At 42.6% G+C, this 25972-nt stretch carries 23 protein-coding genes; 11 read left to right on the top strand and 12 right to left on the bottom strand.

The window, feature by feature from the left end:
• The first annotated feature begins 2 nt into the window (after nucleotides 1-2).
• The 7 genes from mqnC to FCL46_RS09040 all read left to right on the top strand — a co-directional run bounded on the left by mqnC (nucleotide 3) and on the right by FCL46_RS09040 (nucleotide 7723).
• Nucleotides 3-1073: a cyclic dehypoxanthinyl futalosine synthase gene (mqnC, locus tag FCL46_RS09010; RefSeq protein ID WP_136806152.1), complete on the top strand. Its 1071-nt coding sequence runs from the start codon at nucleotides 3-5 to the stop codon at nucleotides 1071-1073.
• Between the two features lie 109 nt (nucleotides 1074-1182).
• The gene (locus FCL46_RS09015) at nucleotides 1183-2028 is read left to right on the top strand and encodes a menaquinone biosynthetic enzyme MqnA/MqnD family protein (protein ID WP_136806153.1); all 846 of its coding nucleotides are present in this window, start codon (nucleotides 1183-1185) and stop codon (nucleotides 2026-2028) included.
• 168 nt (nucleotides 2029-2196) lie between these two features.
• Nucleotides 2197-2787, top strand: a complete 591-nt coding sequence (locus FCL46_RS09020) for a UbiX family flavin prenyltransferase (protein ID WP_136806154.1) — start codon at nucleotides 2197-2199, stop codon at nucleotides 2785-2787.
• Nucleotides 2781-3641, top strand: a complete 861-nt coding sequence (locus FCL46_RS09025) for a UbiA-like polyprenyltransferase (RefSeq protein ID WP_136806155.1) — start codon at nucleotides 2781-2783, stop codon at nucleotides 3639-3641. Before FCL46_RS09020 ends, FCL46_RS09025 begins: the two co-directional genes overlap by 7 nt.
• A gap of 1 nt (nucleotide 3642) precedes the next feature.
• Entirely contained in the window at nucleotides 3643-4503 is an 861-nt protein-coding gene (locus FCL46_RS09030; RefSeq protein ID WP_167505789.1) for a DUF3108 domain-containing protein, read from the top strand.
• 97 nt (nucleotides 4504-4600) lie between these two features.
• A complete protein-coding gene (locus tag FCL46_RS09035) occupies nucleotides 4601-5494 on the top strand; it encodes a phosphoribosylaminoimidazolesuccinocarboxamide synthase (protein ID WP_136806157.1) in 894 nt (297 codons plus the stop codon).
• A gap of 405 nt (nucleotides 5495-5899) precedes the next feature.
• Nucleotides 5900-7723, top strand: a complete 1824-nt coding sequence (locus tag FCL46_RS09040; protein ID WP_136806158.1) for a Na/Pi cotransporter family protein — start codon at nucleotides 5900-5902, stop codon at nucleotides 7721-7723.
• Between the two features lie 10 nt (nucleotides 7724-7733).
• Here FCL46_RS09040 and FCL46_RS09045 read toward each other — a convergent pair whose 3' ends face one another.
• From FCL46_RS09045 to FCL46_RS09060, 4 genes are all read right to left on the bottom strand, one after another.
• The gene (locus FCL46_RS09045) at nucleotides 7734-8627 is read right to left on the bottom strand and encodes a TIGR01777 family oxidoreductase (protein WP_136806159.1); all 894 of its coding nucleotides are present in this window, start codon (nucleotides 8625-8627) and stop codon (nucleotides 7734-7736) included.
• A 53-nt stretch (nucleotides 8628-8680) separates the two neighbouring features.
• A complete protein-coding gene (locus tag FCL46_RS28770; RefSeq protein ID WP_136806160.1) occupies nucleotides 8681-9043 on the bottom strand; it encodes a nitrous oxide-stimulated promoter family protein in 363 nt (120 codons plus the stop codon).
• 3 nt (nucleotides 9044-9046) lie between these two features.
• The gene (locus FCL46_RS09055) at nucleotides 9047-9589 is read right to left on the bottom strand and encodes a shikimate kinase (protein ID WP_136806161.1); all 543 of its coding nucleotides are present in this window, start codon (nucleotides 9587-9589) and stop codon (nucleotides 9047-9049) included.
• A gap of 484 nt (nucleotides 9590-10073) precedes the next feature.
• On the bottom strand, nucleotides 10074-11225 hold the full coding sequence (locus FCL46_RS09060; RefSeq protein ID WP_136806162.1) for an MFS transporter: 1152 nt from the start codon (nucleotides 11223-11225) through the stop codon (nucleotides 10074-10076).
• Nucleotides 11226-11796: 571 nt separating this feature from the next.
• Here FCL46_RS09060 and FCL46_RS09065 point away from each other — a divergent pair.
• The 3 genes from FCL46_RS09065 to FCL46_RS09075 all read left to right on the top strand — a co-directional run bounded on the left by FCL46_RS09065 (nucleotide 11797) and on the right by FCL46_RS09075 (nucleotide 14330).
• Entirely contained in the window at nucleotides 11797-12126 is a 330-nt protein-coding gene (locus FCL46_RS09065) for a hypothetical protein (protein ID WP_136806163.1), read from the top strand.
• 11 nt (nucleotides 12127-12137) lie between these two features.
• Nucleotides 12138-13211 carry a DUF4388 domain-containing protein gene (locus FCL46_RS09070; RefSeq protein WP_136806164.1) on the top strand — a complete coding sequence of 358 codons (1074 nt, stop codon included), beginning with the start codon at nucleotides 12138-12140 and terminating at the stop codon, nucleotides 13209-13211.
• A 393-nt stretch (nucleotides 13212-13604) separates the two neighbouring features.
• Nucleotides 13605-14330, top strand: a complete 726-nt coding sequence (locus FCL46_RS09075; RefSeq protein WP_136806165.1) for a DVU0298 family protein — start codon at nucleotides 13605-13607, stop codon at nucleotides 14328-14330.
• On the opposite strand, the gene FCL46_RS09080 is transcribed toward FCL46_RS09075, so the two are convergent.
• The 8 genes from FCL46_RS09080 to FCL46_RS09115 all read right to left on the bottom strand — a co-directional run bounded on the left by FCL46_RS09080 (nucleotide 14316) and on the right by FCL46_RS09115 (nucleotide 22493).
• Nucleotides 14316-14759 carry an Hpt domain-containing protein gene (locus tag FCL46_RS09080; RefSeq protein WP_136806166.1) on the bottom strand — a complete coding sequence of 148 codons (444 nt, stop codon included), beginning with the start codon at nucleotides 14757-14759 and terminating at the stop codon, nucleotides 14316-14318. The two genes, FCL46_RS09075 and FCL46_RS09080, sit on opposite strands and share 15 nt — an antisense overlap.
• A gap of 195 nt (nucleotides 14760-14954) precedes the next feature.
• Nucleotides 14955-15782, bottom strand: a complete 828-nt coding sequence (locus tag FCL46_RS09085; protein WP_136806167.1) for an SDR family NAD(P)-dependent oxidoreductase — start codon at nucleotides 15780-15782, stop codon at nucleotides 14955-14957.
• A 48-nt stretch (nucleotides 15783-15830) separates the two neighbouring features.
• The gene (locus tag FCL46_RS09090; protein ID WP_136806168.1) at nucleotides 15831-17246 is read right to left on the bottom strand and encodes a sigma-54-dependent transcriptional regulator; all 1416 of its coding nucleotides are present in this window, start codon (nucleotides 17244-17246) and stop codon (nucleotides 15831-15833) included.
• Nucleotides 17239-19218, bottom strand: a complete 1980-nt coding sequence (locus tag FCL46_RS09095; protein ID WP_136806169.1) for a c-type heme family protein — start codon at nucleotides 19216-19218, stop codon at nucleotides 17239-17241. The genes FCL46_RS09090 and FCL46_RS09095 overlap by 8 nt, the downstream gene beginning before the upstream one ends.
• A 221-nt stretch (nucleotides 19219-19439) precedes the next feature.
• Complete coding sequence (locus tag FCL46_RS09100; RefSeq protein WP_136806170.1) at nucleotides 19440-20018, bottom strand: hypothetical protein; 579 nt, start codon at nucleotides 20016-20018, stop codon at nucleotides 19440-19442.
• 4 nt (nucleotides 20019-20022) lie between these two features.
• Complete coding sequence (locus FCL46_RS09105) at nucleotides 20023-20502, bottom strand: universal stress protein (RefSeq protein WP_136806171.1); 480 nt, start codon at nucleotides 20500-20502, stop codon at nucleotides 20023-20025.
• Nucleotides 20503-20677: 175 nt separating this feature from the next.
• On the bottom strand, nucleotides 20678-20851 hold the full coding sequence (locus FCL46_RS09110; RefSeq protein ID WP_167505781.1) for a hypothetical protein: 174 nt from the start codon (nucleotides 20849-20851) through the stop codon (nucleotides 20678-20680).
• A gap of 13 nt (nucleotides 20852-20864) precedes the next feature.
• Nucleotides 20865-22493 (bottom strand): YeiH family protein, encoded by a 1629-nt coding sequence (locus FCL46_RS09115; RefSeq protein WP_136806172.1) that lies wholly within the window; start codon nucleotides 22491-22493, stop codon nucleotides 20865-20867.
• A gap of 406 nt (nucleotides 22494-22899) precedes the next feature.
• Between FCL46_RS09115 and FCL46_RS09120 the strand changes: the two genes are divergently transcribed.
• Nucleotides 22900-25752 (top strand): M16 family metallopeptidase, encoded by a 2853-nt coding sequence (locus FCL46_RS09120; protein ID WP_136806173.1) that lies wholly within the window; start codon nucleotides 22900-22902, stop codon nucleotides 25750-25752.
• Nucleotides 25753-25972 lie beyond the last annotated feature (220 nt).

The following is a 25972-nucleotide window of genomic DNA, read 5'->3' on the forward strand; positions in this document are numbered from 1 at the left end:
ATATGAGTACTGATCGTATAGAGACAATTATCGCCAAAGTTGAAGCTGGGACACGCATAACTGATGATGAATTTCTACTGCTCGAAAAAGAAGCGGATATTCATCAGCTTGGTTTTCTGGCAAATTCGGTACGCCAGCGTCTTCATCCAGAAAAACACGTCACCTATGTGATTGACAGAAATATAAACTACACTGATATTTGTATCTCCGCGTGTAAGTTTTGTGCTTTCTTTAAGGCACCGGAAGATAAGAGCGGCTATCTGTTGTCACAACAGGAGCTCGCAGATAAAATTCGTGAGACCCAGGAGCTTGGTGGAACACAAATTTTATTGCAGGGCGGTCTGCATCCAGATCTTCCGCTTGAATATTACGAAGATATGCTGCGTTTTATGAAAAGCACGGGGATTCACGTTCACGGCTTTTCTCCTCCTGAAGTGTGTCATTTTGCAGAGATCTCTAAACTCTCTATGCCCGAAGTACTCAGACGATTGATAGATGCAGGTCTTGATTCTATCCCGGGCGGTGGTGCGGAAATTCTTAATGACAGAGTTCGACAGCTGACTGCACCTCGAAAGTGCTCTGCCGATGAATGGATAGCTGTTATGGAAGAGGCGCACAATCAGGGGTTGCGAACCACGGCGACGATGATGTTTGGTCATGTGGAAACTCCAGAAGAAAGACTTGAGCATCTAAGAAGACTACGTGAGTTGCAGGATCGCACTGGCGGATTTACAGCATTTATTCCCTGGACGTTTCAGCCTGATAACACAGTGCTTGATAATATCACTAAGGTTGGTGCGGATGGATATCTTAAAATGCTGGCACTTTCGAGGGTATATTTGGATAATTTCAGCAGTGTTCAAGCTTCCTGGGTTACTCAGGGACCAAAGATAGCACAATTATCGCTCTATTTCGGAGCAAACGATTTTGGCAGTACCATGATTGAAGAAAATGTGGTGGCAGCAGCAGGTGTGAGTTTCAGGCTTTCAGAGCAGGAGATTCGCCGGCTGGTTACTGACGCAGGTTTTACACCAATGCAACGTCGAATGGACTACTCTCTTGTAGAGAAATAAAACGCAATATTCCGAGCAGTTACATGTGTAGTTCTTTGAGAGTTAGCATCAGCCACTCTTGTGTTAAGAATGTGTGGCTGATTTTATTGAATTCGATGTTGAGAATACGATGAGTGAAAATACTGAAAACTGTGCCGTTAGAATTGGCATGGTGAATTATATTAATACCGCGCCAATCTATGAACCATGGAAACGGCGTGGCCCTGTTGATGGTTGGCATGTAGAAGAGGCGCCACCTTCAACCTTGAACAGGATGCTTGCAGTTGGCGAGCTGGATCTTGGCTTTGTATCCTGTTTTGAATATGCTGCTCATCCTGAGCAGTATAAGATATTACCTGATCTTTCTATCAGTGCTAATGGAGCTGTTGGTTCTGTTTTTCTTTTTTCGAAAATCCCTGTAAAGGATCTTGATGGTAAGCTTGTTTTGCTAAGTAGCCAGTCTGACACATCTGTAGCTCTCACCAAGGTTGTACTTGAGAAATTTCATGGTGTTCAACCTGAGTATGTTTCTGGTGAACTGGATGGTGATCTTCTCTTGAAATGTGAAGCACTACTTGCCATTGGGGATGACGCATTGAGGCTTGCCGCTGAAGGCGGTTTTACATGTCAGTTGGATCTAGGTGAAGTCTGGAAGCAGCACACAGGTTTACCGTTTGTCTTTGCTGTCTGTGCAGTGCGACAGGATTTTTGTGAAAAGAGCCCTGAATTGCTGGAAAAAGTCCATACCCGTCTTCGGGAGTGCAGAGAAGAAGGAAATTCACGTTTAAGAGATATCTGTACTATTGCTGCACCACGCATTCCCATGGAAGTTGACACGTGCATGGAATATCTCAAAGGTATAGAGTTCGATCTGGGTAATAAAAAGATCGAAGCGCTTGAGCAATTTTTCGGTTATCTCATCGAAAGAGGGGACGTACCTGAATCTGCATTACCCTTGAAGATACATTCATTTTAGTTAGTATACATTCGAATAGTTGACAGGTGATTCAAGGATTTGAGCTGTGTGTTTGATTTTACAGCAGACATGTAGTTGATATTGAGCCAGGTGGTAGTTTTCGGATGGGAACGAGTTAACACATGATCAATTCTGGCTGCAAAGCTTACGTGATGGAGATATGTGATAATGGCAAATCTAAAGAATACAACACCCAGAAAGCTGCTGCTCGCCATTACCGGTGCCAGCGGAATGCTTTTTGTGCGCTCATTTCTTGAGGAACTACAAAAACTGGATGTGACTGTTCATGGAATTTGTTCAGATTCAGGCCGAAAGGTTTTGCAGATGGAGCAGCAGGTCGCACCCGAAGATCTTCCCGTTGTCAGTAATTGGTTTGATGAAAAAAATTTTGCTGCAGCGCCTGCTTCAGGTTCGAGTCATTATGATGGAATGGTTATTCTGCCATGTACAATGGGGACTCTCGGAGCAATCGCAGGAGGGTTATCCATTAACTTGATACACCGGGCTGCCGATGTAATGTTAAAGGAACGACGCAAACTGGTTTTGGCGGTACGGGAAACTCCGTATAATCGTAACCATTTGCAGAACATGCTTAAGGTACATGACGCAGGGGCGGTTATTTGTCCACCGATGCCGGGCTTTTATATGAATCCCAAAAGTCTTGATGACGCAGTTCAGACCTTTTCCTGGCGGCTAGCTGACCAACTGGACTTAGAAATACCTGACAGAAAACGTTGGGGAGATCCGAATTTATGTTAAAGAAAATTGGAATTTTATTAGAGATGATCAAGTTTAAGCTGACCATCTTTGCTATGCCGTTTGCATTTACAGGCGCTTTTCTTGCCGGACGCGGCCTGCCTGACTGGAAAGTTTTTCTCTGGATTATTCTAGCAATGGCAGGTGCACGAACCTGTGCTATGGGTTTTAACAGGATTGTAGATCGAAAGTTTGATGGAGCCAATCCGCGAACAGAAGCCAGAGCAATTCCGGCAGGTGAAGTGAGCATGGTTGAGGCCTCGGCAATGGTTGTTTTCGCCGGACTGATTTTTTTCTTTGCTTGCTACAGTCTTAACCCGCTTACCCTCGCTTTGTCTCCAGTTGCGCTTTTTCTCACATTATTCTATTCTTATACAAAACGATTCACAGCCTTATGTCATTTGGTTCTTGGGGTAGCTCTTGCTTTCTCTCCCCTTGGCGGTTGGGTTGCAGTTAAAGGGTCTCTTGTCGGATATCCTTGGGTACTCTCTTTAGGAGTGTTATTCTGGGTGGCAGGGTTTGATACTATTTACGCATGTCTTGATGCTGATTTTGATAGAAAAATCGGTTTGCATTCGCTACCATCACGTATTGGTAAAAAACGTGCTTTTCGCCTTGCAGGTCTGTTTCATATACTTGCATTTGCCTTTTTTACGCTTACCGGTTTATATGCTCAGTTAAATGTATTTTATTTTATAGGTATTATTCTGACTGCCGGTGCATTATTGTACCAGCACAAATTGGTAAATCCTGAAGATCTGTCCCGGATACATGTATCATTTTTCTCAATGAATGGATTCATCAGCGTCGCGTTGTTTTTTGCCACCTGGTTGGCACTTATTACGAATGGGGGTTGATATGTATGATCGTTTGTTGATAGCTGCATGTTGTTTTGCGTTATTACTGCCATCAGCAGTTCTTGCAAATAGTGCAGAAGAAGACAACGCGGATTCTGCTGAGAGAGATATTCCATATGGGATAATTGATCAGTCGCTTGTACCAATCGCCTATGCAGGGACAGAAAAATTCAAATACGAAGTATCATATACCGGCGGAATCACACTCGGCGAACTTCATCTGGAGATTCGACGCATACCAGGTACCACCGATGACTATGAGATCTACGCGTTGGTAAGTACCGAGGATACCTTTTTCAACAGTATATACCCCGTTCGGGACGTCCACGTTACCCGCGTTAAAGGAAAGGAACGACTACCTTACTTTTATGAAGTGTGGCAAAAAGAAGGGCACAGCTATGAAGCACATAAGCAGATTAGTTATGACCAGATCGTGGGCCAGGTGCAGTATCAGAAAAATGAAAGTGATCCTATAGAATACGAAGTCGGCGGACCTGTACATAATGAGTTCAGCTCATTTTTTGGTAGTCGGTTAATGGATTTTCAGATTGGGAATTCATTTTTAATACCGACATTTGCTGATAAACGGCGGGTAGAAGTTGAAGTCAAAATTCTAGGAAGAGATCATTTCAAAAAGACGGTGCTTGGATCGGTAGATACTGTAGAGGTGTCTCCAATTCTCAAGTTTAAGGGTCTTTACGATAAACGTGGAGATACCACTATCTGGTATACCAACGACGAGTGCCGCGTTCCTGTTAAGATTACGTCAAATCTAGCTATTGGCTCAATAACATCCACATTATTGTCGTATGACAATCCTGTATGTACGAGATATACGCCAATCGCCAAACTATCTAATTAGTGTTTTTTTTCGGATTGTATTTTCTTATTGTGGGAGATAGTAATTCGAGAATTGGTTAACGTGTTTTTTTATAACGTCTTTTGAGGAGTAGGAGAGAATGACAGAAGCAATTGTACGAACAGATTTCCCTGAGCTTACCCTTGTGCACCGTGGGAAAGTACGTGATATGTATAGCATACCCGGGCATGACGATAAGTTGTTGATGGTTGCCACCGACCGTATTTCTGCTTATGACGTGGTCATGGACAGCCCGATCGCAGGAAAGGGTGCAGTGCTCACCAGCCTGTCTCTGTTTTGGTTTGATCTTCTGGGTGATATCGTTGAGAACCATCTTATTACCGCTGATGTAGACGAGTATCCTGAAGCTTGCAAGCCCTACGCGGCGCAATTGCGTGGACGCTCTATGCTTGTGAAAAAGACTGAACCGTTGACCATTGAATGTATTGTTCGTGGTTACATTTCGGGTTCTTTCTGGAAGGCGTATCAAAAGAATACTACTGTTTGCGGGTTTGAACTTCCTGAGGGTTTAAAAGAATCTGATAAGTTTCCTGAACCGTTATTTACACCGTCAACTAAAGCTGAACTCGGCGATCATGATGAGAATATCTCACTTGAGCAGATGAAGAAAATTGTCGGTGAAGAGCGAGCTAAGGAGATTGCGGAAATCAGCATCAAGCTCTATCAGAAAGCTGCAGATTACGCACGTGAACGCGGTATCATCATTGCTGATACCAAGTTCGAACTTGGTGAGTATGAAGGTCGGCTGATTCTTATTGATGAAGTGTTGACCCCGGATTCTTCACGTTTCTGGCCTGAGGATCAGTATAAACCTGGGCAAAGTCAGGCAAGTTATGACAAGCAGTATCTTCGGGATTATCTGTCTTCACTTGATTGGGATAAGACGCCTCCGGCACCCGAGTTGCCCAAGGAAATTACCGATAAGACAAAGGCTCGCTACGAAGAAGCAGTTGCCCTCATTACCGGAAAATAGTGACCGAAACACACATTTAATCAGCTTGGGCTGATATGTACTGTTACATGCTTTACTCAACCGGGATAAAGAATCTTTTACAGATTCTTTATCCCGGTTTTTTTATGTCTATATCAATGATGCTGGTTACAGGATATCTGGAAAGAGAGATAGTCTTACCAGAAACTGAATAATTGGTGATATACTTTACTATCCGTAAGGGATTAGGGCGGATTTATTGTTAGCTTTTGAAGAGAACGAAAAAAACTCTGTTATTTGAGATGAACATTATTTCAATATGAAATCATAGCGTTGAGTTTGTAATCAAAAAGCTACTATGAAATGTAGGTGAGAAGGCGAATCCTCTCTGTCAGTATTATGGTGTAACTTGCCCCCTTGACCGTGGATGGAAGTGAGGTCATCTCTATGAAGAATGTGTTGATCCTGCCTGTTCTGTTATTTCTTGGCTATGCACTCATCGCTAGCGGTGACTTTTCTGCGATTGCGTCAGGAGTTGCGATTTTTATTGTTGGCATGCTGTTCATGGAAGACGGGTTTCGGCTATTTACCGGTGGAATTCTCTCTAAGATTCTACGCAAAACAACTGATACTGTTGCAAAGTCGATTTTCAGTGGATTTATTGCAACTGCAGTAGTGCAAAGTTCTTCGCTTACCAGTGTTATCGCCATCTCTTTTGTTACTGCAGAGCTGATTAGTTTATCGCAGGCAATTGGAATTATTTTTGGTGCGAATATAGGCACCACAGCCACTGCCTGGATTGTCGCAGCATTTGGCATGAAAATAAATATTTCCGCCTATGCTATGCCAATGCTTGTTTTTGGAGTGCTATTTACTTTCTTCAAGGACAAAAGGTTTAAGGGTACAGGGAACATTCTGCTAGGCCTTGGATTTATCTTTCTTGGCATTTCCTTTATGAAAGATGGTTTTGAAACCTTAAAGAGTGGTATCGATCTGGCTGATTTTGCTGTGTCCGGAGTTGCGGGAATTGCGATTTATGTGCTGGTCGGAGCTGTGGCAACGATAATAATCCAATCGAGTAGTGCTACAATGGCCCTGATCATTACCGCCGTGGCAACTGGTCAGATTGATTATATGAATTCCATCTCACTTGCTATCGGTGCGAACCTGGGTACAACGGTTACAGCTGTTCTCGGGGCACTAACTTCCAACGCTAACGGCAAACGTCTTGCTGTTGCTCATTTTATTTTCAATGCAATAACTGCATTGTTTGCAATAGTATTTATTTATGTATTGCAGGATATCGTTGATATTTTAGCAGGATTATTTGGTATTGGTGACGAAGAAATCGCTTTAAAACTCTCGTTATTTCACACCCTGTTTAATGTTATCGGCGTCATTATCGTAACTCCGTTTATCCAGCGATTAGTGAAATTTCTAGACACTCTTTTTGTATTTAAGGGTGAAAGACGTGGCAAACCTATCTATCTTGATCATGAGGTAATTAAGACAGCAGGACCTGCAATTGTAGCTCTTTCAAAAGAAACAATGCATTTGTACGATATCGCCAAGCACACCATTGTGAAAGCTCTGAGAATGAAAAAGGAAGATGTTTTTTCTGAAAAAGATTTCAGGGGGGCGGTTAAGCAGGTGAGCAGTAGCGATGTAGACGTGAATGAAATATATGAAACACGAATCAAACGATTATACAGTACAATCCTTCAGCACGCTGTTCTTGCAGAACCATATATGGAAAAAGCACAGAGAAAACATGTTTATAAGATTAAACTTGCCAGTCGTGAAATCGTTGAAGCAATAAAAGATATCCGTGAATTACAGAAAAATATCAACCGTTATATGGCCGGTGATAACATGGCAATAAAAGGCGAATATAATTTTTTGCGGGAAAATCTTGCAGCAGTTTTGAGAGTCATTGAAAGGGTCCGTGAACAGCCGGGAAGCAGGGAACTATTACACCATATTACAGAATCAAAAGCAAAAAACAGGAATCTCGACGTGATAGCAGCAAAGAGATTGAGTGTATTGTTACGAGATGGAAAAATCAGCGATAGAATGGCTTCGTCTTTAATGAATGACAGCTCATATACCCGAATGGTTTCGAAGAATCTGCTGAAATGTGCTGCAATATTATGGGGAGGTGAGGGCGAGTGGGAAGACTCACCTGACACTCCTGCTCCAGAAAATCCTGAAAATCCTGAAAATCCTGAAAATCCTGAAGCAACGGTTGAACCTCAAGGCTCGGCTGTGTAGTTATCACATCTTAACTGTATACACAGTATTCAAGCGTGTTTTTTAAATCTTTGTCTCGAAAAGTATACCCTGATTTAAGCAATTTCTCCGGTATTACCCTGCTGCTTGCTAAGAGCATTTCATTTGCCATTTCCCCAAAAAGCAGACGAAGAGCGAAAGGTGGAACTGGTAATCGTGCAGGTTTTTTTAAAACATCAGCAAGAGTTTGGGTAAACTCTTTATTGGTTAACGGGGTAGGAGACACCACGTTAACAGGACCGTTGATTGACTCTGTGTTTATAGCAAAATCAACAATCTCGACAAGGTCTCTGATGCTGATCCAACTCATGAACTGTTTCCCTTTACCAATCGTTCCGCCAACACCAGCTTTGAATGGTGGAAGCATCTTTGCCAGTGCTCCTCCTTTGGGACTGAGCACCATGCCAAATCGAAGAAGGACAACTCTGGCACCTGATTGTGAGGCTTTCTTTGCCTCTGCCTCCCAGCATTTACAAACATCTTTTAGAAAGCCAAACCCTTGACCGCTCTGTTCTGTGAGCAACTCATTGCCGCGATCTCCATAGTAGCCTATTGCCGATGCACTGATAAATGTTTTGGGTGGCTGAGGCAGAGTGGAGAGGTATTCAACGAGTTCCCGAGTGCCATCAACCCGACTGCTCATTATTCGTCTTTTCCTGGAATTAGACCAGCGACCGTCAGCTACATTCTCTCCAGCAAGGTGGATAACGGTATCAAAGGGCTCATTACTATCGAGAGACGGGAACAAATCGTCCGTCTTCCAGATAGACGTACTGCCGGGTTTCTTATTTCTCTGAAGGCAGCGGATGGTGTGGCCTTTAGAGTGTAATGATTCTACCAGGGCACTTCCGACCAGCCCTGTGGCTCCTGAAATCAGAATTCTCATAGGGTATCTCACTATTGTCAGTTGACGATGTCGATTTCTTCTGTGTTGATCTGTTATTTTTTCGATTTTACGATTGGAATTTTCTTTTTACTATCGAGCAGGTGGTAAATAGCCAAAATCGGATGACGATAAATCATACGTGGACCAGCGTATCGCATAATGTTCTTTATCTTGTCACGCATTTCGTGTTTATAGCAATGAATAGTACAATTGCCACATGTCGGCTTGTCGGCCTGAAATGGACATCTCATCAGTCTTTTCGTGGCATAATCGTATAACTGCTCACACTCATTGCATAACGATTGGGGAGAATGATGATGTGCTGTGCAATAAATTGAAATCATCGCTCTGATGGTTTTCAATTCATTTTTCATTTTAGGGTGAAGATTCTCATGTTGTGGTGAAGCGTGACGCATAAGCTATCCGGGTAGATCTGATGATGTTAACGTCGAAATTGTTCGTACTATCTCTTCACAGACCTCTTCCTGAGTACGTTTAGAGCAGTCAACTGAAATATCACTATACCGGTTATAGAGTTCAAATCGTTCATCGAAGAGATCCTGAAAGCTTTGATCCGGGCGTTTGGCAAGACCGCGGGTATCATAATTCCGAATTCGTGAACGCAGGCATGTGAGATCAGCATTCAGAAAAATTATAAGACCGTTTTTTTGAAGATGCCGCATCGCTTTATCACTATAAGCGGCACTGCCGCCGGTAGCGATAATATGGTCTCTATGATTTACTCCGAGTAATACACGTTCTTCTATTTTTCGAAGCTCCATATGGCCATCAGTGTCAACGATATCCTGAAGAGTTCGATTTTCTTCAAGTTGTATCAAAACGTCAGTATCAATAAAATTCTTGGCTGTCAGTTTGGCAAGAATGATGCCGATCGTGCTTTTACCTGAGCCTGGCATACCAATAAGAACTATATTTGATTTTTCCGGGTAAGTAGGGGACATAAAGCGCCTTAATTGTGTTATGAGTTCATATGGTTACATAGTAAGTAAGCCATGTGATTTAGCAAGAGTAGAAATTCGATTATTTAGGTTAGTGTCTTATCATGCTTCATATGCCTAATTCTACTCGCCCTTTTCACTTCCTGACTTCGTTACTCCTTCAGTCACATATCGCTGCTATGCTCCCTCATTCGTGCCTCGCAGTGCACTAAAATTGCAGAACAATCTTTGCGACATTTAAATATTTACAGAGCACTGGGAGGCTGTCCGAGATTAGGAATTTTGGTTAAAATCGAGACATTTTCAAAAAATAAGCACAGCCATAGAGATGATATCGAAGTCTCATTTCATTCGCTTATCTGCGAGCATTATTTTTTGAAAATTCCGAAGAGTTTGGGCAGATAGCGTAGACTTCGAAAGGCCATTGTCGGACAGCCTCCTGGTACGTTTTTCCTGTATTTAGATAGACGGAGGAAACATAATCAAATTATTCAGTACCGTGCAGGGCTATTTGGGAAGATATGATCTGAACCAGAAAGAGAGAAACTGCACTGAGAACAGCACCCGCAATAAATGGAATTCTATAATCCACGAGCCAGAGTAAGCCGCCAATCGCTGGTAAAACGACAGCTGCAATGTGGTTAATGGTAAAGCCTACAGCCATGCTTGGTGCGATATCTGCAGGATCAGCTATTTTTTGAAAAAACGTTCGTATGGCGATCGAAAAATTGAAAAATATGTGATCGGCAATATAGAGAAAGGCTGCAATTAATTTATTATCAACAAGTGCGTATGCAATAAATATTACAATAAGTGAGCCATATTCAAGAGACAGCACTTTGCGTTCTCCGAATCGATTAATGCATTTTCCTATAAATGGTGCGAGAAAATAATTCACAGCATTGTTAATGAGAAAAAGCAGTGCTATCTGTTGGACGGAATAGTCGAATTTTTTTACCAGCAGAAATACCGCAAAAGCAATGAATATCTGGCGTCTTGCTCCAGCCATAAAGGTGAGGGCATAGTAAAGCCAATACTTCTTTCTCAAGATCATTTTTTTATGCTGAGGCACAGTGTCCTTTTTTGCAGGGTTACGGGTAAGGCTCCAGCCCGCTACAATCATAATAATTCCGCCAAATACTATGTAGAGTTGTTTATAGCTCAAGATTGGGGAGATTAGCAGCATTAAGCCGCTTATGACTATACAACTACCGGAAGCGAGCGCTCGAAGTCTGCCAAATACAAGTGGAGCCTGAATTTTATCGAAATGCTGCAAGGTGAGAGACTGGTTTGTTGTTTCAAAGTAATGAAAGCCAAAACTCATTATCAGTGTAGTGAAGATGATTCCTGAAAAACTTGGCAGGTATCCAGTAAGTGCAACACCTAATCCAAGAATGAGCACTGCCAGGGCAGAAAGTTTATGTTCACGGATAAAAAGCAAGATATAGACTACAAGCAGACTGAGAAATCCAGGGATCTCACGAATTGACTGAAGAATGCCGATATGATGTCCATCAAGACCGATAGCATGAATGGCAAAATTATCAAATAGCGTTCTCCATACATGTAATCCTGACGACGCACAGATGGTAAGAATCATCAGATAGAAATACATGGGGTTGTTTTTAATGTTTTTCATCGTTGCTCGTGGTCATAATTATTGTTGCAAAATAAAGCTGTTGACTAAATTTTTGAGTAAGTGAGAAAGAGCAGACTATACCGCAGTCATATATGGCTTACAAGTAAGACATTAAATAGTTTTCGGACGGCAACTATACGTATCGGTAATGATTTCAACTGCGATCTACCATAAAAAGGATGTATCAATCTTTAGAAATGAGATTCAGAATATATAGGATAACGAATAATCGGAGAGTTTGGGCTTGATGGTGAACAGTAAAAGTAAAGCCTGTCAATTTCGCTTACAAGGATAGGTATCTCGTGATATTTTTTCAGCGAAAAGGTTAGGCTTGTGTTTTTTAAATGTTGGCTTCGATTGATTATAATTCAATTTTATTATACATTTTTCATTAATAGATGAGAAAACAGCTAAGTGGCAATAGATTGTCATGAAAATTGGTGTTATGGTATAGCACTACACGTAGTGCACCACAAGGAAGCATCTTTATCAAGCATGCGGAATTATACGGATTCTGACTCTTGGGAAGGAAAAACGAAATTTTTAACAATTTATTCTGCTATCAATTACAATGAGTATTTTTACTGCAATATCAGATTTTTATGAATCGACTCACCTCCATGAACAGGTGGTTGGTGTCGACTATGCCGGCCTTTTTACAAATCCGTGGTTTATGGTGCCGTTTGTGGCCGCGATCGGATACCTTCTTTTTAAGAAAAGCTTTAAGGATATTGTTCTTATTGCAGTTTTAGGGTTTGTCTGGTGGGCTTCAGGCACTGATTATATGGGCTCGCTTATTGTAAATAACGAACTCCAAATGGAAAAAATTCTACCAGTTGTCTTCGGAGGTGCTGCGGCGTTAGGCCTCGTAATCTATATATTATTTGGAAGATCTGACTGAGCAGGAAGGTAATGCGTTTTAGAAACGGTATATTCATCATAACTGAAGACAATCACTGTCCTCTCTATAATGTTGGAGAAGAGCTTAAAATCCATGAAGGAATTTTGACTCTGCCTGTAGCCAAACCTACGTGCATGACTCTTGCGGACGTTCTTGTACGTGTAGCCTCAGAAGATGAGTCGTATGAGTGGGTACAGGATGGTGAGAGGAAGAAAACTAAATTCGATTGCGGTGGATGTACCGGATTGATCCGTTTTGAATTCAAAAAAGAGAAAGGCTTTGAAACACTGCAGATGAAGCTACTCGCTGCATCTGAAAGAAAAGAGAAGATAAAAAATGTAGCCAGATTCGCGGGACTGCTGCGTACGATTGAGATATTTGAACCTCTTAAAGATGACGACCTGCTTGACCTGGCAACTTTACTCAAACTCAATGATTACCCGTGGGGATTCCCTATTGTTCAGAAAGGAGATCCTGGTGTTAATCTCTACATTGTTATGGAGGGTAAAGTAGAGGTCTTAGATGACCAGGGAATTACATTAGCTGAACTGAGGCATGGTGATGTTTTCGGTGAAATGAGTCTTCTGTCAGGTGACCCTGTAACAACGACAATTATCGCTTCAGAACCGTCACGGATGGCGGTGATGAATCAAAAAGATTTCAGACATATCCTGACGCGTTTTCCTGCGTTGCAGGTTTTCTTTTACAAACTGCTCGTCAATCGCATCACAGCCATAAACCTTCAGCGGGCAGAAGAACTTGCTTCTGGAATGGTTGGTCAGATAGCTGATATACCAATTGTTGAGTTGTGTCAAATGATCAACTCAAACCAGAAGACGGGTAGTCTTAAAATCGAACATGATGAGATTCGAGCCCTGTTAATGTTTGATGAAGGTGAGTTGATTCATGCCGAATTTCAGAATGAAAAAGGTAAAGAGGCCTTTTTTAAATGCCTTGGTGTCAAAAGAGGTCGCTTCAAATTTACTCAGGGTTTATCTGTTGCGCAGCGACAAAAGAACGTCATCGGAGGTTTTATGGGCTTGATCATGGAGGGTATGAAACGAATTGACGATTCCGGTGAATGACAATTAGTATAGCACATTTTTTCGTAACTGCTCACAGGGCACCAAATCTTTCCGCGATCAGTCTGGTTTACGTATGACATATACGCTTCACCAACCTGCTTGCGAAAATCTTCGGCACCCTGCAAGCAGTTAAAAATACAGAGGTTTAGAAAACCAAGTCGATTACCACTGTAAGTGGTTACATTTTTTCTTTGGTTGTGCCAAAGGTGTATGATCCAGTCATTCTGGTTCATGGACTTCTTCTATTTCTACTTCTCCCCTGAAATGCAGACTTTAACTATTTTTTCTTTGCGTTGCATTTAGAACTGAAAAAAATTCTCCTTCTGTAATGGCTTTCTTGTTTGTTTGCCGTATATGATTATTAGTTACCTCAATGATAAAGAGGGGTTCCTGATGAAAAGAAGACAAATGAAAAAGCATGTGCTGACTATTCTTGATCAGCACAATATCGATATTATCCATACTGAGCTGAGTGAATTCCCCCTTAAGGATCTGGTAAATCCATTATTCACAGCATTGTGTTCCACATCTGAAGTTGTTCGCTGGAATGCTGTTGTTGTCTTTGGAAAAGTTGTGCCAGGTATTGCTCAGGACAATATGGAATCTGCCCGCGTAATCATGCGTCGCTTTCTCTGGACACTCAATGATGAATCCGGCGGAATTGGCTGGGGCTCCCCAGAGGCGATGGCCGAGATTATGGCTATGCATAATGGTCTGGCCGACGAATATCTTCATATGCTCATCTCATATACACGTGAAGATGGGCCGGAACTGTTTCAGGATGGGAATTACCTGGAACTGCCGATGTTGCAACGTGGTGTACTTTGGGGTATTGGCAGGTTATGTCATGTGAAACCGGAGATGATGCGTGAGCGTGGTATTGAGGATGATATTTCCAACTATCTAGGCTCGGAAGATGGGGTTGTCAGGGGGCTTGCCGTCTGGTGTCTCACAGCACTAAAGAGTACAAAAACTATGTCGAAAGTTCTCGAACTATCTGGAAATAATGATGAAATTACGCTTTTTGTAGATGGAACGCTTCACACGTTTACAACTGGGCAACTCGTACAAAGATATAACGAGGCTGTTGCTCAAGGGGTGGATTCAAACGCGGTCTGAGTTTATCAGGTTCTCTGAATTATCGACAATGTGCTCAAGTGCAATAGAGACATCATTGTGTAGTTGTGCAAGCTCTGCAACCAATTCTACATTGAGTTTGTCCAGGCGCTGATGGTGCGCGTGAGATTCGATCTGTTCATATAATGCTGAAAGTTCTAAGGCACCAACCTGGGCAGAAGAAGACTTCAGCGTGTGAGCCAGAGTTTCTACAGAATTGCTGTCGCATGATGTAATCTTCTGTTGTAACTCTGTAATTGCTGTATCTGCATAGCTCAGATACTTTGAAAATATCAATTTGAGGATATTGCGGTTTTTCTCTCGACTGAGATGTAGATATGTTTCGATTGTGTTTTCATCAATAATGCGGTCGGCGAGATCACGTGCATTGTGTTGGTTTTGCTGATGAGACGTGGAGTTGGGAGAGATCATATACTGCCCATATTTTCATACTCATCAAGTGCATGAAGAGTTATACGCACTCTTTGAGACAATTGTTGAATTGCTTTTGAAATTGAAAACCGGAAATTTGTCCTTACACATGTCTTCATTGTTCTATGGGGAGTCAAGTATCTCACTCAAATCAAGAGCAAAACAGCAGGGTGGAGATCTGTGACCGGTGATATACTACAAAATACCAGGGGGATATGGTGGAACCGTCTCACCACCAAGCAGATATCCGCCATCCATTCGTATTACTGATCCTGTCATAAACGTTGCGTTAACAGCGATGAAATATACAAGTGAAGCTAATTCTTCCGGGTTGCCGATGCGCTTCTGAAGGGTGTGATTAAGGAGTTGTTCCTGTTCAGACTCTGAGAGTGCACCCCATCCACGGGTATTGTCGCCGTGCCTGCCGCTGACCAGGCCGACCATTATCTCATTGACGCGGATATTTGGTGCAACTTCTCTTGCCCATGTTTCGGTAAGTGATTGTATTGCGCGGTTTGCAGCACTATATCCATCGTTAAAAAAAGAAGCTGCCGGGCCACTTCGGCCAGTCAGAGCAGCTATTGATGATATATTTACAACTGCTCCATCCTGTGAATCACAGAGTAAATTCTGGGCGCAGTGAAAAAGATTCCACTTGGCTTTAAGCGTGGTATCAACCTCCAATTCCCACTGTTCACGATTATGTTCATGATCGTAGCTGCCGTGAACAACGGGCATGCCACCACGTTCAATGTTATTTATCAGGTAATTCAGGCCACAGAACTTTTTTTGAATAGCAATTACAAGTTGCCGGACTTCTGAAATGTCGCGCAGGTCGCATTGAACTGAAAGGATATTTGGGGAATCTGGCGCGAACTCCTGGTTCATTTCTGCTACCGATTCTGGCCAATCGTACCAGGGGAGCACTAGATTAGCACCTTCGCTGGCGAATCGCCGGGCTATTTGACGACCAATGGGTCTGGATGCTCCGGGGATTAAAACTGTTTTTCCTTGTAGTGACATAGCGTTATATGAAATCCAGTGTGTTAGGGGCAGAATAGTGTTGAGCTGTTACGATCGAAACGCATCAGCATCAATGTCATGACGCTTAATTATTTTCTGCAATGCCACCCTCGACAGGCCTGAGGTGGCGGCTGCCTGGCTTATATTCCCATTATGTTTTTTGAGGATGGAATGTATATACTCAACAGTAAAGGAATCAATGATTTTCTCTTTTGCTATTTTGTACGGTTCAAGTTCATCACCAACTAATACGATTGATTGCTGACCGGGCGAAGACGACAGATTTGGCGGTTCTATCCCGTGAATATCCTCAATAGAGATAACATCTCCAGGGCAGAACATGACTGATCGGCGAACAACATTTTGCAACTCCCTGACATTTCCTGGCCAGTTTCGATGACACAATGCGGCTAAGGCACGCTGGTCAAATCGTTTGTAGGGGAGGTCTAATTCACAACAAACCTTTTTAGCTAAGTGATCGACCAGCAGGGGGATGTCATCAATAATTTCACCAAGTGATGGTGTTGTGAGTGTTACCACGTTGAGTCTGTAAAACAGGTCTTCTCGAAACAGACGTTCTGCAATCATTGTCTCAAGGTCAAGATTGGTTAAAGCTATGACCCGCACATCGATTTTTTTTGTAACAGGTGCTCCCAGCGGTTTGATTTCCTGCTCCTGGAGAACGCGTAATAGTTTCGCCTGAATACCAATAGGAATATCACCTACCTCATCAAGGCAAATTGTTCCCCCATCAGCTTCGGCAAACAACCCTTTCTGCTCATGTGAGGCACCTGTAAACGCGCCTCTGGTGTGACCAAAGAGTTCAGATTCCAGAAGGTGTTCTGGAATAGCAGGGCAGTTTACCATAATGAGCGGCTTATCGGCCCGGTTACTGAGAGAATGGATTGCTCGTGCAGCAAGTTCTTTTCCTGTTCCTGATTCCCCCCGTACAAGTGTTGTGTAATTAGATCGTGCGACAGTGTTGAGATACGATTGAAAGCGTTTCATTGTCGCTGATTCACCGACAAATTCAGTTTTGATATGTTTGTCGCAAACCTGCTGTTTGAGTTCGTGGTTTTCCCTGAGTAATCGGGTTCGCTCCAGGGCTTTGGCGATGGTTCTTCTGAGAAGGTCGCTGTCGAAAGGCTTTGTTAAAAAATCGTAGGCACCAAGTTTTATTGCTTCAACGGCGGTAGCAATTGTACCGAATCCAGTCATCATTACTACGGTGATCCATGGATCGCGGGAGGTCATCTCTTTGAGCAATTCAAGGCCGGTCATACCTGGCATCTGAATATCAAGTAACGCGAGATCAGCGCCATGTTCGTGGATATATTCAAGGGCTTCTTCTCCGTCCTGTGCAGTGACTATCTCAACCGCCGGGAATTTTTTACCAAGAACACGGAGTAAGCCATTACGCATATCAGGTTCATCATCAACAATAAGTAATCTATGCCTACTCATCACTCACCTCTGATAGCGGAAGCGTGATAATGAATCGGGTGGGTTGATTACGAAGACTCTCTGCACGAATATCCCCTTTATGGTCTTTGATAATGCCGTAACTTACAGATAGGCCGAGTCCAGTACCTTTTCCTGGCGGTTTTGTAGTGAAGAACGGATCAAAAATCTTACCGATTTTATCATCAGGTATACCAGGGCCCGTGTCCTCAATGGTGATCATGCAATGGGTTCCAGATTCATCGAAATCTGTGAAAAGAGAAATAGTACCGTCACTGTCGATGGCATGTGAACTGTTTATCAGCAGGTTGAGAATAACCTGTTTGATCTTGTCTGCATCAATATAAAGCGGGGGAAGGGTCTCGTTATACTCTGTGGTTATAGCAATATTCGCTTTCTTGAACTGTGGTGAAACCATGAAAATCACGTCATCGAGAATGTCGTTAATTGAGCAGCGAGCCTTGAGCGTCTGCTGCTGGTGAGCAAAGTTTAACAGATCAGCGATAATGGTTCTGCAGGTGTTTGCATGCTTTTTGATAATTGAAAGATCACTACGTGCATCACCTGACAGATTGTTTTCTTCCTCAATAAGATCAATATGGCAAAGAATAACACCAAGAGGATTATTGATTTCATGCGCGATCCCTGCTGCAAGCTGACCCATGGAGACAAGTTTTTCTGTTTGCTGGATCTTGATTTCGAGCTTCTTCTGCTCTGTAATATCTTTTACATAGCAGACGAGATTGTCAACGTGACCCTCTGAATCGAGAATTGGATAAAAATAGATCAGGAATATACCACCGCCGGGAAGTTTAATTTCTTTGGTGATCGGCATGGTTGGCATCTCGCCGTAAATTTCTTCGCAATACTGTAGCGGGCAACATATTCCGAGCTGCAACTCTAAAGGACTATTGTTTTTGACACTCTCAAACGTTACTTCGTATCGCTTCAGGAACTCGGCGTTTACTATTTTGATATTCGCACTTTTGTCGAGCAGAACAACCGGATCGGTAATTCCATCAAATACCGATTGTAGAAGTTCCTTACTTTGCAACAACTGATCAGTATAATCTTCGAGTTTTTGTCTATTGTCTTTGAGATAATGGGCAAGGGCGCGGGCGGATTCATTAAGTTCATGGATCTCATCCTGGCCTTTTGCTCTTTCGAAGATCCCATGATCTTTTTCATCTTTTAACGAGGTCCTGAATATGGCCAGGATATTATTAAGATTTTGAACGATGAAACGGTTAAAAAAGACACTGATAATGGTGTACAGAAAGAGTATTAGAGGGATTCCTGCCATAAAAACGGCGATAGATGATTCTTTAATCCTTGAGAGGCTGAGATCAACGGGAACACCAACACTTATCACTCCTGATACGGTACCTGCATCACGATGAAAACCTCGTGTGTCGCCGTATAACTCAATAATCTTTTTCGGAGCATCCTGTGGATCACCATGGCAGTGATTGCATGAGGCATCGAAATATTCAGGCTTATATCGCATAAAATATCGCTCATCCTTTCGCTCTACAATTCCATGCCATTCATCAATTGCAGGATTGTCTCTGAATATCTGGATCATTTCCGCTTCTTCAGGGGTGGCTTCGTAATGAGGGTTTCTGGCGTTTATTGCTACTCTGCGGTATGTGAAATCTTTTAAGGTTTCATTGACTCGTTCCATTACCGCCCGGCTGATAAACGAAGATGACATTGCTTCTATTATAAATGTGTTGTCATCAAAGGTTTCGTACATTTTGGGCCTGAGCACTTCGCGAACATATTTTCTGTTCGCGGCCATGGCTGTCATAACGAGTTCGGTTTTGTCAAATGCCTCAAGTTCAATGGTTTTTTCAGCGTAATGGTAAATAGTTATGGAAGCAAGGCCACTGAAAAATATGAGAATGGCAGCAAGGCCAAGGAGAAATTTCGTTTGAATTCGTGTTTGTTTACTTAATGATAGTTCTTCAGCCATAGCACTACCCGGAATGTGAATCAATTGTGAAAATGAATAATAATAATAGATTATACCTCAGGTTGAATACCAACACTGCTTTTAATTGTTTTTGAGTATGGTATAGCCGTTATAAGCGAGGGGTGAAGGATGCACTATCAGCTGTATTAAATAGAAATCCACTTCAGCTTTGCTTATCTGGACTGAAATGATTCACGAGGTGTCATGAACATGGTATCTGCTTATGAAGAACCCAAGGGTTTAAGTACGAAAAACACATAGCCGATCACGATAATCAGTATGACGAGTAATTCAACAGCAGTAATCCTGAGTAACATCAGACTGATCTTACGCTGTGATGGTGTCATCTTCATTACAATGCGATTCATGATGAATCTGAAAAATACTGTATTGAGAGAGCTTTTTCTATATAGTCTCAGATATTCCTGAATTGACCGCAACCACATAACGGTATTGCGCTCAAGATCAGATTCATCTTTAAAATCAGAATCCCTGTATGTCACCACAGCTTCATATTTCTCAGTAGCTGGTGCAATAGTGACTGAGGTGTAGTCACCTTCGCTAAACTCTACTGTCAGTGAATCATCTCTACCTGCAACTATCTCACCTTTAACGGTAAATTCCTTTTCCGTTTCATGATCCTGTAAATCTGCTTCAAAGGTATTTTGCTCTGTACGTAATTCTTTCACAATCCAGATAGGATTGAGATGCAGGAGTTTTTCAGCATCAATGAGGAGGCTTGGCGAGAACGACTTGCCGGCAGCAGAAACAGGGAGGTTAAGCGGATAGTTTTTTTTCATTATATCAGTTAGCTGTAAGGAGGGGGCACGGGAGTTGGTGATGGAGCTTCTCATTTTTGATACGTGCTGCAAGACCCGGTGACATTTTCATCGATGTCAGTCGGAATGGTTTTTTCTGGAAGGGACCAATAATGATCAGATCGCAATCTAATTGAGTGGCCACCTCGCACATGGTATCCTCAATATCACCTGTGACATTCAAGAAGCGTACAGCATCGGGAACTGAATATGTATCTTTTATGCGGTCCCAGTCTTCAGATATCTCACGTCCCAATTGCTCGTCGACATAGTTGAAAAAGCGGTTTCGGGTGCCGGATGTGTTCAGCCAGTCATCGCCTGTCATTACGCTCCAGTCTTTATCTACAATGGTGAGTACAGTGATATTGATATCCGGATGAGTGATGAGAAGTTTCTCAAATACGTATTTTTCAGCTTTTTGTGCACCTTCTGAACCATGGGTACATAACAAAACATTTTTAAACATAATTATAACTCTGTTTCCGGTAACCTGAAATGTCAGTTTGGAAGTGAAATTGTACTGTCAGCAGTATATAGAAAAACCCGTGATCACACATCAAAATGTGCGATCACGGGCCGAGGTTGTCAAGAATTATCTTCCCTGTTTTGGCGCCAGGGAGTCCTGCTATTCTATGAAAATGTTATACAAGCCATTTGGTGAATAGAAGTACACTGAAGGTTGTTACAAGGCACAGAACAAGTGCAGTAAGATCTTCATTTCTTTCACTCGAGAAAACAGACAGGGCTCTTTCTTCAAGCTTCTCTGTATTTCCCTTATTGTCGTTATTTTCCTGCATTGTCTTTTTATCACTCATGATTTATCTCCTATCAATGTAAGACAACATCTTTAACAAGCCAGAGAACAACAAAGAATGACAATGTTGCCTTCATGATACCTGAAATGCCACCTATAAGAAGAGGCCAACCGCCTGCCTGGAAGATCGCTTTCTTAGTGATCTGCATACCAAGACCGATAAGGCCGAAGGCAAAGAACCAGATCATGAAATCGGTCAGAACAGTTACAGTTTTAGACTTCTTGTGTACCTGCTTTACAGCATGCTTTATAACAGACTTGATCTCGCCGGTAAGCTTGAGCTCTTTTGCCTTAGCTCCTGCAAGGATGCCCTCAAGTTCGGCCATTCGTGCACGACCAACCTGATCAAAGATCTTTTTATTATCACGATCATTGAAGTTACCAGCAATCTGACGCTGTTTGTGAAGATCATTTACAGCTGCCATCTGAGCATCAGACAGACCGGTAATTGCGCCTGCTGCAAGAGCACCGTCAAGTGTGATCCACTCGTCGTCGGTGATCTGGGTACGGTCATTGTAACTTACATCAATGAATTTTCCTTTGTAATGCTGTGGTGGAGAGAACATACCCATAGAGGACATGGCGAACAGCAGAAGGAAACCCAGAATGAAAATAGGGAATTTATCAATTACAACAGATTTGAAGCTGAGCTTCTGACCGGATTCTTTACCAAACCAGGTTGCAAGAACTAAAACGATGATTGGGAGGAAAAGAACACGGGTAATGTTGAAAATCTCTGCAACTTTAAGCGTCTTGATATCAACCGCGTCGAAGGCAAGAGCTGCAGCAGCAACCTGAGCCGAGTTCAGGATGCCGGTTCCGGCCCATGCACCGAACTGTACAGGATTCATGCCGGCCATTTTACCAACGGTCGGAAAGATGAACATACAAAGGATACCGAAAGAAAGGATGGTACCGATGGTGTATGCCATCTCTTCACTTTTGGCTTTAACAACAGGAGCTACAGCAACAGTAGCTGAAACACCGCAAACACCCATACCAGCAGAAAGTACACCAGTCATGGTTTTAGGCTGCTTGAAGACAGATCCGAGCCAGAGTACAAGGAAAACTGTACCGAGTACGAAAAAGCCGATAAGCCATACAGAGTAAACGCCAAGCTTTGCAAGTTCCGCGAAAGAGTATCGTGCACCAAGCATGATAACACCCATCTTAAGAACAAAACGAGCGCATTTGACACCGTCTCCAGCGAACTTTGGTATACCGATGGTGTTTGTGATAGCAACACCTGTCAGTAGACCGAGAACAACGTAGTTCAGGTTCATGATCTTGTAAATTGCGAAACCAAGAACCGGCTCAAGTGCTTTACTCCAGATCTTAACAATAGGCTCCGCGTACCAGCGGATAAACATTGCGAGAACAAGAAGTAAAATGATTCCGCCGAGTGGGCGAAGGAAAAAACGATCAAACAGGGTGTCTTTTTGTTCTCGTACTGTATTAACTACAGCGCCGAAAAGTCCGAGACCAGCAAGAATGAAACATAAAGTAACCTGCAAATCCATAGTTTTATGGGTACTGAGGTACTTCATTGTAGGCAACAGGGCACCTGTAGAGGTGATGAGCCCGTAGATCAGGAGTATGCCGGACATAATAAAGACCGGCATGTTTTTTTGTGCGTTAGACATGAATGTCCTCCCATGGGTTTAAGTTGTCCTGCACTACCATTAGCACTGCGCAGAGCCAGTGTACAGTGCTAACGGCGACACAGGTTTTCGTTTTCTGTTTTTCCTTAAGCAGAAAATGTGCCATGAGATAAATGTTGTGAATTTAAATTGATATATACATTATATCAATATGTTGGACATTGTTCGTGTCATCTGTTTGACAGGGAATTGGCGATGGCTATTTGTGGTATTGATACCCGCAGGCAACAGTGTTGCCGTAAGTTAGCGCCTGAGAGTGTAAACCTTGCATATGCAAGGAATTGATTTATCATAATCCAGACCAGAGTAATACACAGACACTATAGGATACGTTGTCTAATTCCAGATACTATCAATAAGCGACTATTGGGTTCCTCAAAAGAGAGTTATGAAAAAAACATATGTGTACTTCGTATATTTCATGTTGTTGGTTGCGGTCGGCTGTTCTTCGTATGTGCAGGCCGAATCGACAGAGTGTTTTAAGCCCGGCTGGCCTTCGGACAGAAGCATAATTAAACCGGATCCGGGGCTTGTTCGCGGCACCCTGAATAATGGTTTTCGTTATGTGGTAATGGAGAATGATGAGCCTGAAAATCGCGTTGCAGTTTATCTGTATATACAAGCGGGTTCCATTAATGAAAATGATAAGCAGCGGGGTGGGGCGCATTACCTTGAGCACATGCTGTTTAACGGTTCTACACATTTCAAGCCTGGTGAGTTGGTCACCTTCTTCCAGGAAATTGGGATGACTTTCGGTGATGATGCAAACGCTCACACTGGGTACGACAGAACTGTATATCAGGTGGATTTGCCAGATGGAGCAGAAGACAATTTGCGAAAGGGATTTCTTATAGTCTCTGATTATGCTCGCGGTGCACTGTTACTCGAAACAGAAATCGAGAGAGAACGTGGTGTGATATTAGCTGAAAAAAGGACAAGAGATTCTGTCAGATATCGTGCAAGTGAAGCGTCTCGAAAATTTAAGTACAGAGGGACACTGATTCCGGAAAGGCCGATCATAGGTGTCGAAGAGACGCTTGAGAAAATGGACCGGGCAACCCTTAAGGAATATTATGATAATTGGTATCGGCCGGAGAATATGGTTCTTGTGGTTGTCGGTGATATAGATACTCATGCTGTACTACCAGTTATCACGGAGTTTTTTGAGCCTCTCAAAGCTGAAGGGTCTCCACCTGCCTGCTATGAATTTGGCAGTATCGACCATCCCGAAATAGATGCGTTTTACCACTATGAAAAGGAACTGGGAAAAACTGAAGTAACTATTGAATCAATCATGGAAATTGATCGTGTTGATGACTCTGTTGAAGCTCGTTTTGAAGATCTTGGTCGTTACGTTTCTATGTTGATAATGCAGAACAGGCTTGAAAAGTACAAAGAAAAGAATGCCGAAATATTTAGTGATGCTGGATATTTTTCTGATGATATGTTGCAACGCGTCCAGACAACCATGCTTTACGGAGTAACAGAAGGCAAAGACTGGAAAACCACGCTTAAACAGTTGGATTACCAACTGAGGCAGGCTATCACCTTCGGCTTTACCGAAGATGAGTTGGAACGGGTTAAAAAAGATTTAGAATCATATCTCGAATCTTCTGTAATGACTGAAGACAGCCGTGACTCTGAAAGGCTGGCGAGACTCATCATTCGACACCTGAGTGAGGATCATGTTTTTTTGTCACCAGAACAGGAGCTCGCTCTGTATACCCCGATGCTTGAGAGATTGACGCTTGAATCTGTTAATACAGAATTCCGTAATGCCTGGAAAAACGGCAAGAGGTTGATCTCTGTTGTAGGAAATACGGGTCCTGAAGAGGGGCTTAGTCAAAAAACGATTCTTGCTGAGTATAAAAAGGTTTCTGCAATAGAGGTGGCGCAAATTAAAGAGAGCGATACCTCAGTTTTCCCCTATTTGCAGATTGCCCCGGATGCTGAGGCGTCGGTGCGAAACACTGAAATGTATTCAGATATCGGTATTAAGAAAATTGAATTCGCAAATAATGTAACCGTTTCATTCAAAAAAACAGATTTTGATCCCAATTCTCTCAAAATATCTTTGGATGTTGGACAAGGTAAATTCTCTGAGCCATCCCCGGGAATGGAACTCATAACAGGTATAGTTGTCAATGATTCTGGAACCGGCACATTAACAGAAACCGAATTGTCAGAAGTACTTGCAGGTAGTTCGGTGAATGTTAGTTTTTCTATTACAGAGCAGAGCTTTCGCTTAAACGGAAGTTCATTGACAAAAGATGTTGAGGTGTTGTTTCAGCTTCTTTATGCAACAATCCAGGATCCCGGATTTCGCATGTCAGCATATGTCCAAGGGCAAAACAAGATCAAGCAGATGTACGACCGGCTGGATAATGATATCTACGGTGTAGTCCAGTCAAAGGTCAGTAGGTTTCTGGCTAATGGTGATCCACGCGTCGGATTGCCCCCCCATGAAAGTGTTGAAAAGGTGTCTCTTGAAGATATAAGGAAATGGATACTGCCTCAATTTCAGAATGGGAGCCTCGAAATTGCTATTGTTGGTGACTTTGATGAGGGGAAAATTGAAAAATTAGTAGAAAAATATTTTGGAACACTTCCTGAGCGTAATCCAATTGGTCCCATGGCATCAACCCTTACCTTTCCTCATGGTCGCCATTTGAATGCGGAGGTGGATTCTTCTGTTGAAAAATCCATTGTTATTGTTGCGTGGCCTACTGCGGATATGTGGGACATTAAAAGAACCAGGAGGTTGCATGTTCTTGCCAAAATATTTAGCGAAAGGTTGCGCCTTGAAGTGCGTGAAAAGTTAGGAGCAAGCTACGCACCACGTGTTTACAGCGCTCCCGGAATACTTTATAGGGGGTACGGTAAATTGATGGTAGAAATCGTAGTTGCACCCGGAATGGAAAAAGAAATTAGAGATGTCATACTTACTGTAGCTCATAGTCTTAGTCATGAAGGTATCTCCAGCGTGGAAGTCGAGCGGGTTGTAGGGCCGTTAATGAATTCTTTACGTGATACCGTCAAATCCAATGATTATTGGCTGAATTCAGTGATGATTCAAGCTGCAAGATATCCTCAAAAGTTCGAATGGCCGAAAACCATGAAGGAAGACTATGCTTCAATATCATCTATGGAAATCGAAGCGTTGGCTAAAAAGTACCTGACAGAAACAGCAAAAGCGACAGCTGAAGTTGTTTCGGTTCAGCCTGCAGCAGAAGGAGAGTAGCTGGGAGGGAGACCGCAGGGATACATATTCCCCTGCGGTCTGAGCATTACTAATGTGTATCAAAAAGCTGTTTCTGCCGACTTTAAAGAAGAGTGTGCCTGACGTAAAAAAGTATTGCGGCGTAACCCTTTCCGGGGAGATTGGTAGACTCTAATAAATAATCGGGTTAACCCTGATTTCTAATCAATAAAGACTTTCAGTGAGCAATATTACTTCTTGC

Origin of the sequence: Desulfosediminicola flagellatus, from assembly GCF_005116655.2 — a bacterium.
GTDB classification, from domain to species: Bacteria; Desulfobacterota; Desulfobulbia; order Desulfobulbales; family Desulfocapsaceae; genus Desulfopila; species Desulfopila flagellata.

What these genes read in the sequence shown, in the direction of transcription:
- FCL46_RS09080 (WP_136806166.1), bottom strand. Translation starts at nt 14,759, where the DNA reads ATGATCTCTCCCAACTCCACGTCTCATCAGCAAAACCAACACAATGCA.
- FCL46_RS28770 (WP_136806160.1), bottom strand. Translation starts at nt 9,043, where the DNA reads ATGCGTCACGCTTCACCACAACATGAGAATCTTCACCCTAAAATGAAA.
- mqnC (WP_136806152.1), top strand. Translation starts at nt 3, where the DNA reads ATGAGTACTGATCGTATAGAGACAATTATCGCCAAAGTTGAAGCTGGG.
- FCL46_RS09100 (WP_136806170.1), bottom strand. Translation starts at nt 20,018, where the DNA reads ATGAAAAAAAACTATCCGCTTAACCTCCCTGTTTCTGCTGCCGGCAAG.
- FCL46_RS09105 (WP_136806171.1), bottom strand. Translation starts at nt 20,502, where the DNA reads ATGTTTAAAAATGTTTTGTTATGTACCCATGGTTCAGAAGGTGCACAA.
- FCL46_RS09035 (WP_136806157.1), top strand. Translation starts at nt 4,601, where the DNA reads ATGACAGAAGCAATTGTACGAACAGATTTCCCTGAGCTTACCCTTGTG.
- FCL46_RS09030 (WP_167505789.1), top strand. Translation starts at nt 3,643, where the DNA reads ATGTATGATCGTTTGTTGATAGCTGCATGTTGTTTTGCGTTATTACTG.
- FCL46_RS09040 (WP_136806158.1), top strand. Translation starts at nt 5,900, where the DNA reads ATGAAGAATGTGTTGATCCTGCCTGTTCTGTTATTTCTTGGCTATGCA.
- FCL46_RS09020 (WP_136806154.1), top strand. Translation starts at nt 2,197, where the DNA reads ATGGCAAATCTAAAGAATACAACACCCAGAAAGCTGCTGCTCGCCATT.
- FCL46_RS09055 (WP_136806161.1), bottom strand. Translation starts at nt 9,589, where the DNA reads ATGTCCCCTACTTACCCGGAAAAATCAAATATAGTTCTTATTGGTATG.
- FCL46_RS09015 (WP_136806153.1), top strand. Translation starts at nt 1,183, where the DNA reads ATGAGTGAAAATACTGAAAACTGTGCCGTTAGAATTGGCATGGTGAAT.
- FCL46_RS09075 (WP_136806165.1), top strand. Translation starts at nt 13,605, where the DNA reads ATGAAAAGAAGACAAATGAAAAAGCATGTGCTGACTATTCTTGATCAG.
- FCL46_RS09070 (WP_136806164.1), top strand. Translation starts at nt 12,138, where the DNA reads ATGCGTTTTAGAAACGGTATATTCATCATAACTGAAGACAATCACTGT.
- FCL46_RS09025 (WP_136806155.1), top strand. Translation starts at nt 2,781, where the DNA reads ATGTTAAAGAAAATTGGAATTTTATTAGAGATGATCAAGTTTAAGCTG.
- FCL46_RS09060 (WP_136806162.1), bottom strand. Translation starts at nt 11,225, where the DNA reads ATGAAAAACATTAAAAACAACCCCATGTATTTCTATCTGATGATTCTT.
- FCL46_RS09110 (WP_167505781.1), bottom strand. Translation starts at nt 20,851, where the DNA reads ATGAGTGATAAAAAGACAATGCAGGAAAATAACGACAATAAGGGAAAT.
- FCL46_RS09095 (WP_136806169.1), bottom strand. Translation starts at nt 19,218, where the DNA reads ATGGCTGAAGAACTATCATTAAGTAAACAAACACGAATTCAAACGAAA.
- FCL46_RS09065 (WP_136806163.1), top strand. Translation starts at nt 11,797, where the DNA reads ATGAGTATTTTTACTGCAATATCAGATTTTTATGAATCGACTCACCTC.
- FCL46_RS09120 (WP_136806173.1), top strand. Translation starts at nt 22,900, where the DNA reads ATGAAAAAAACATATGTGTACTTCGTATATTTCATGTTGTTGGTTGCG.
- FCL46_RS09115 (WP_136806172.1), bottom strand. Translation starts at nt 22,493, where the DNA reads ATGTCTAACGCACAAAAAAACATGCCGGTCTTTATTATGTCCGGCATA.
- FCL46_RS09085 (WP_136806167.1), bottom strand. Translation starts at nt 15,782, where the DNA reads ATGTCACTACAAGGAAAAACAGTTTTAATCCCCGGAGCATCCAGACCC.
- FCL46_RS09090 (WP_136806168.1), bottom strand. Translation starts at nt 17,246, where the DNA reads ATGAGTAGGCATAGATTACTTATTGTTGATGATGAACCTGATATGCGT.
- FCL46_RS09045 (WP_136806159.1), bottom strand. Translation starts at nt 8,627, where the DNA reads ATGAGAATTCTGATTTCAGGAGCCACAGGGCTGGTCGGAAGTGCCCTG.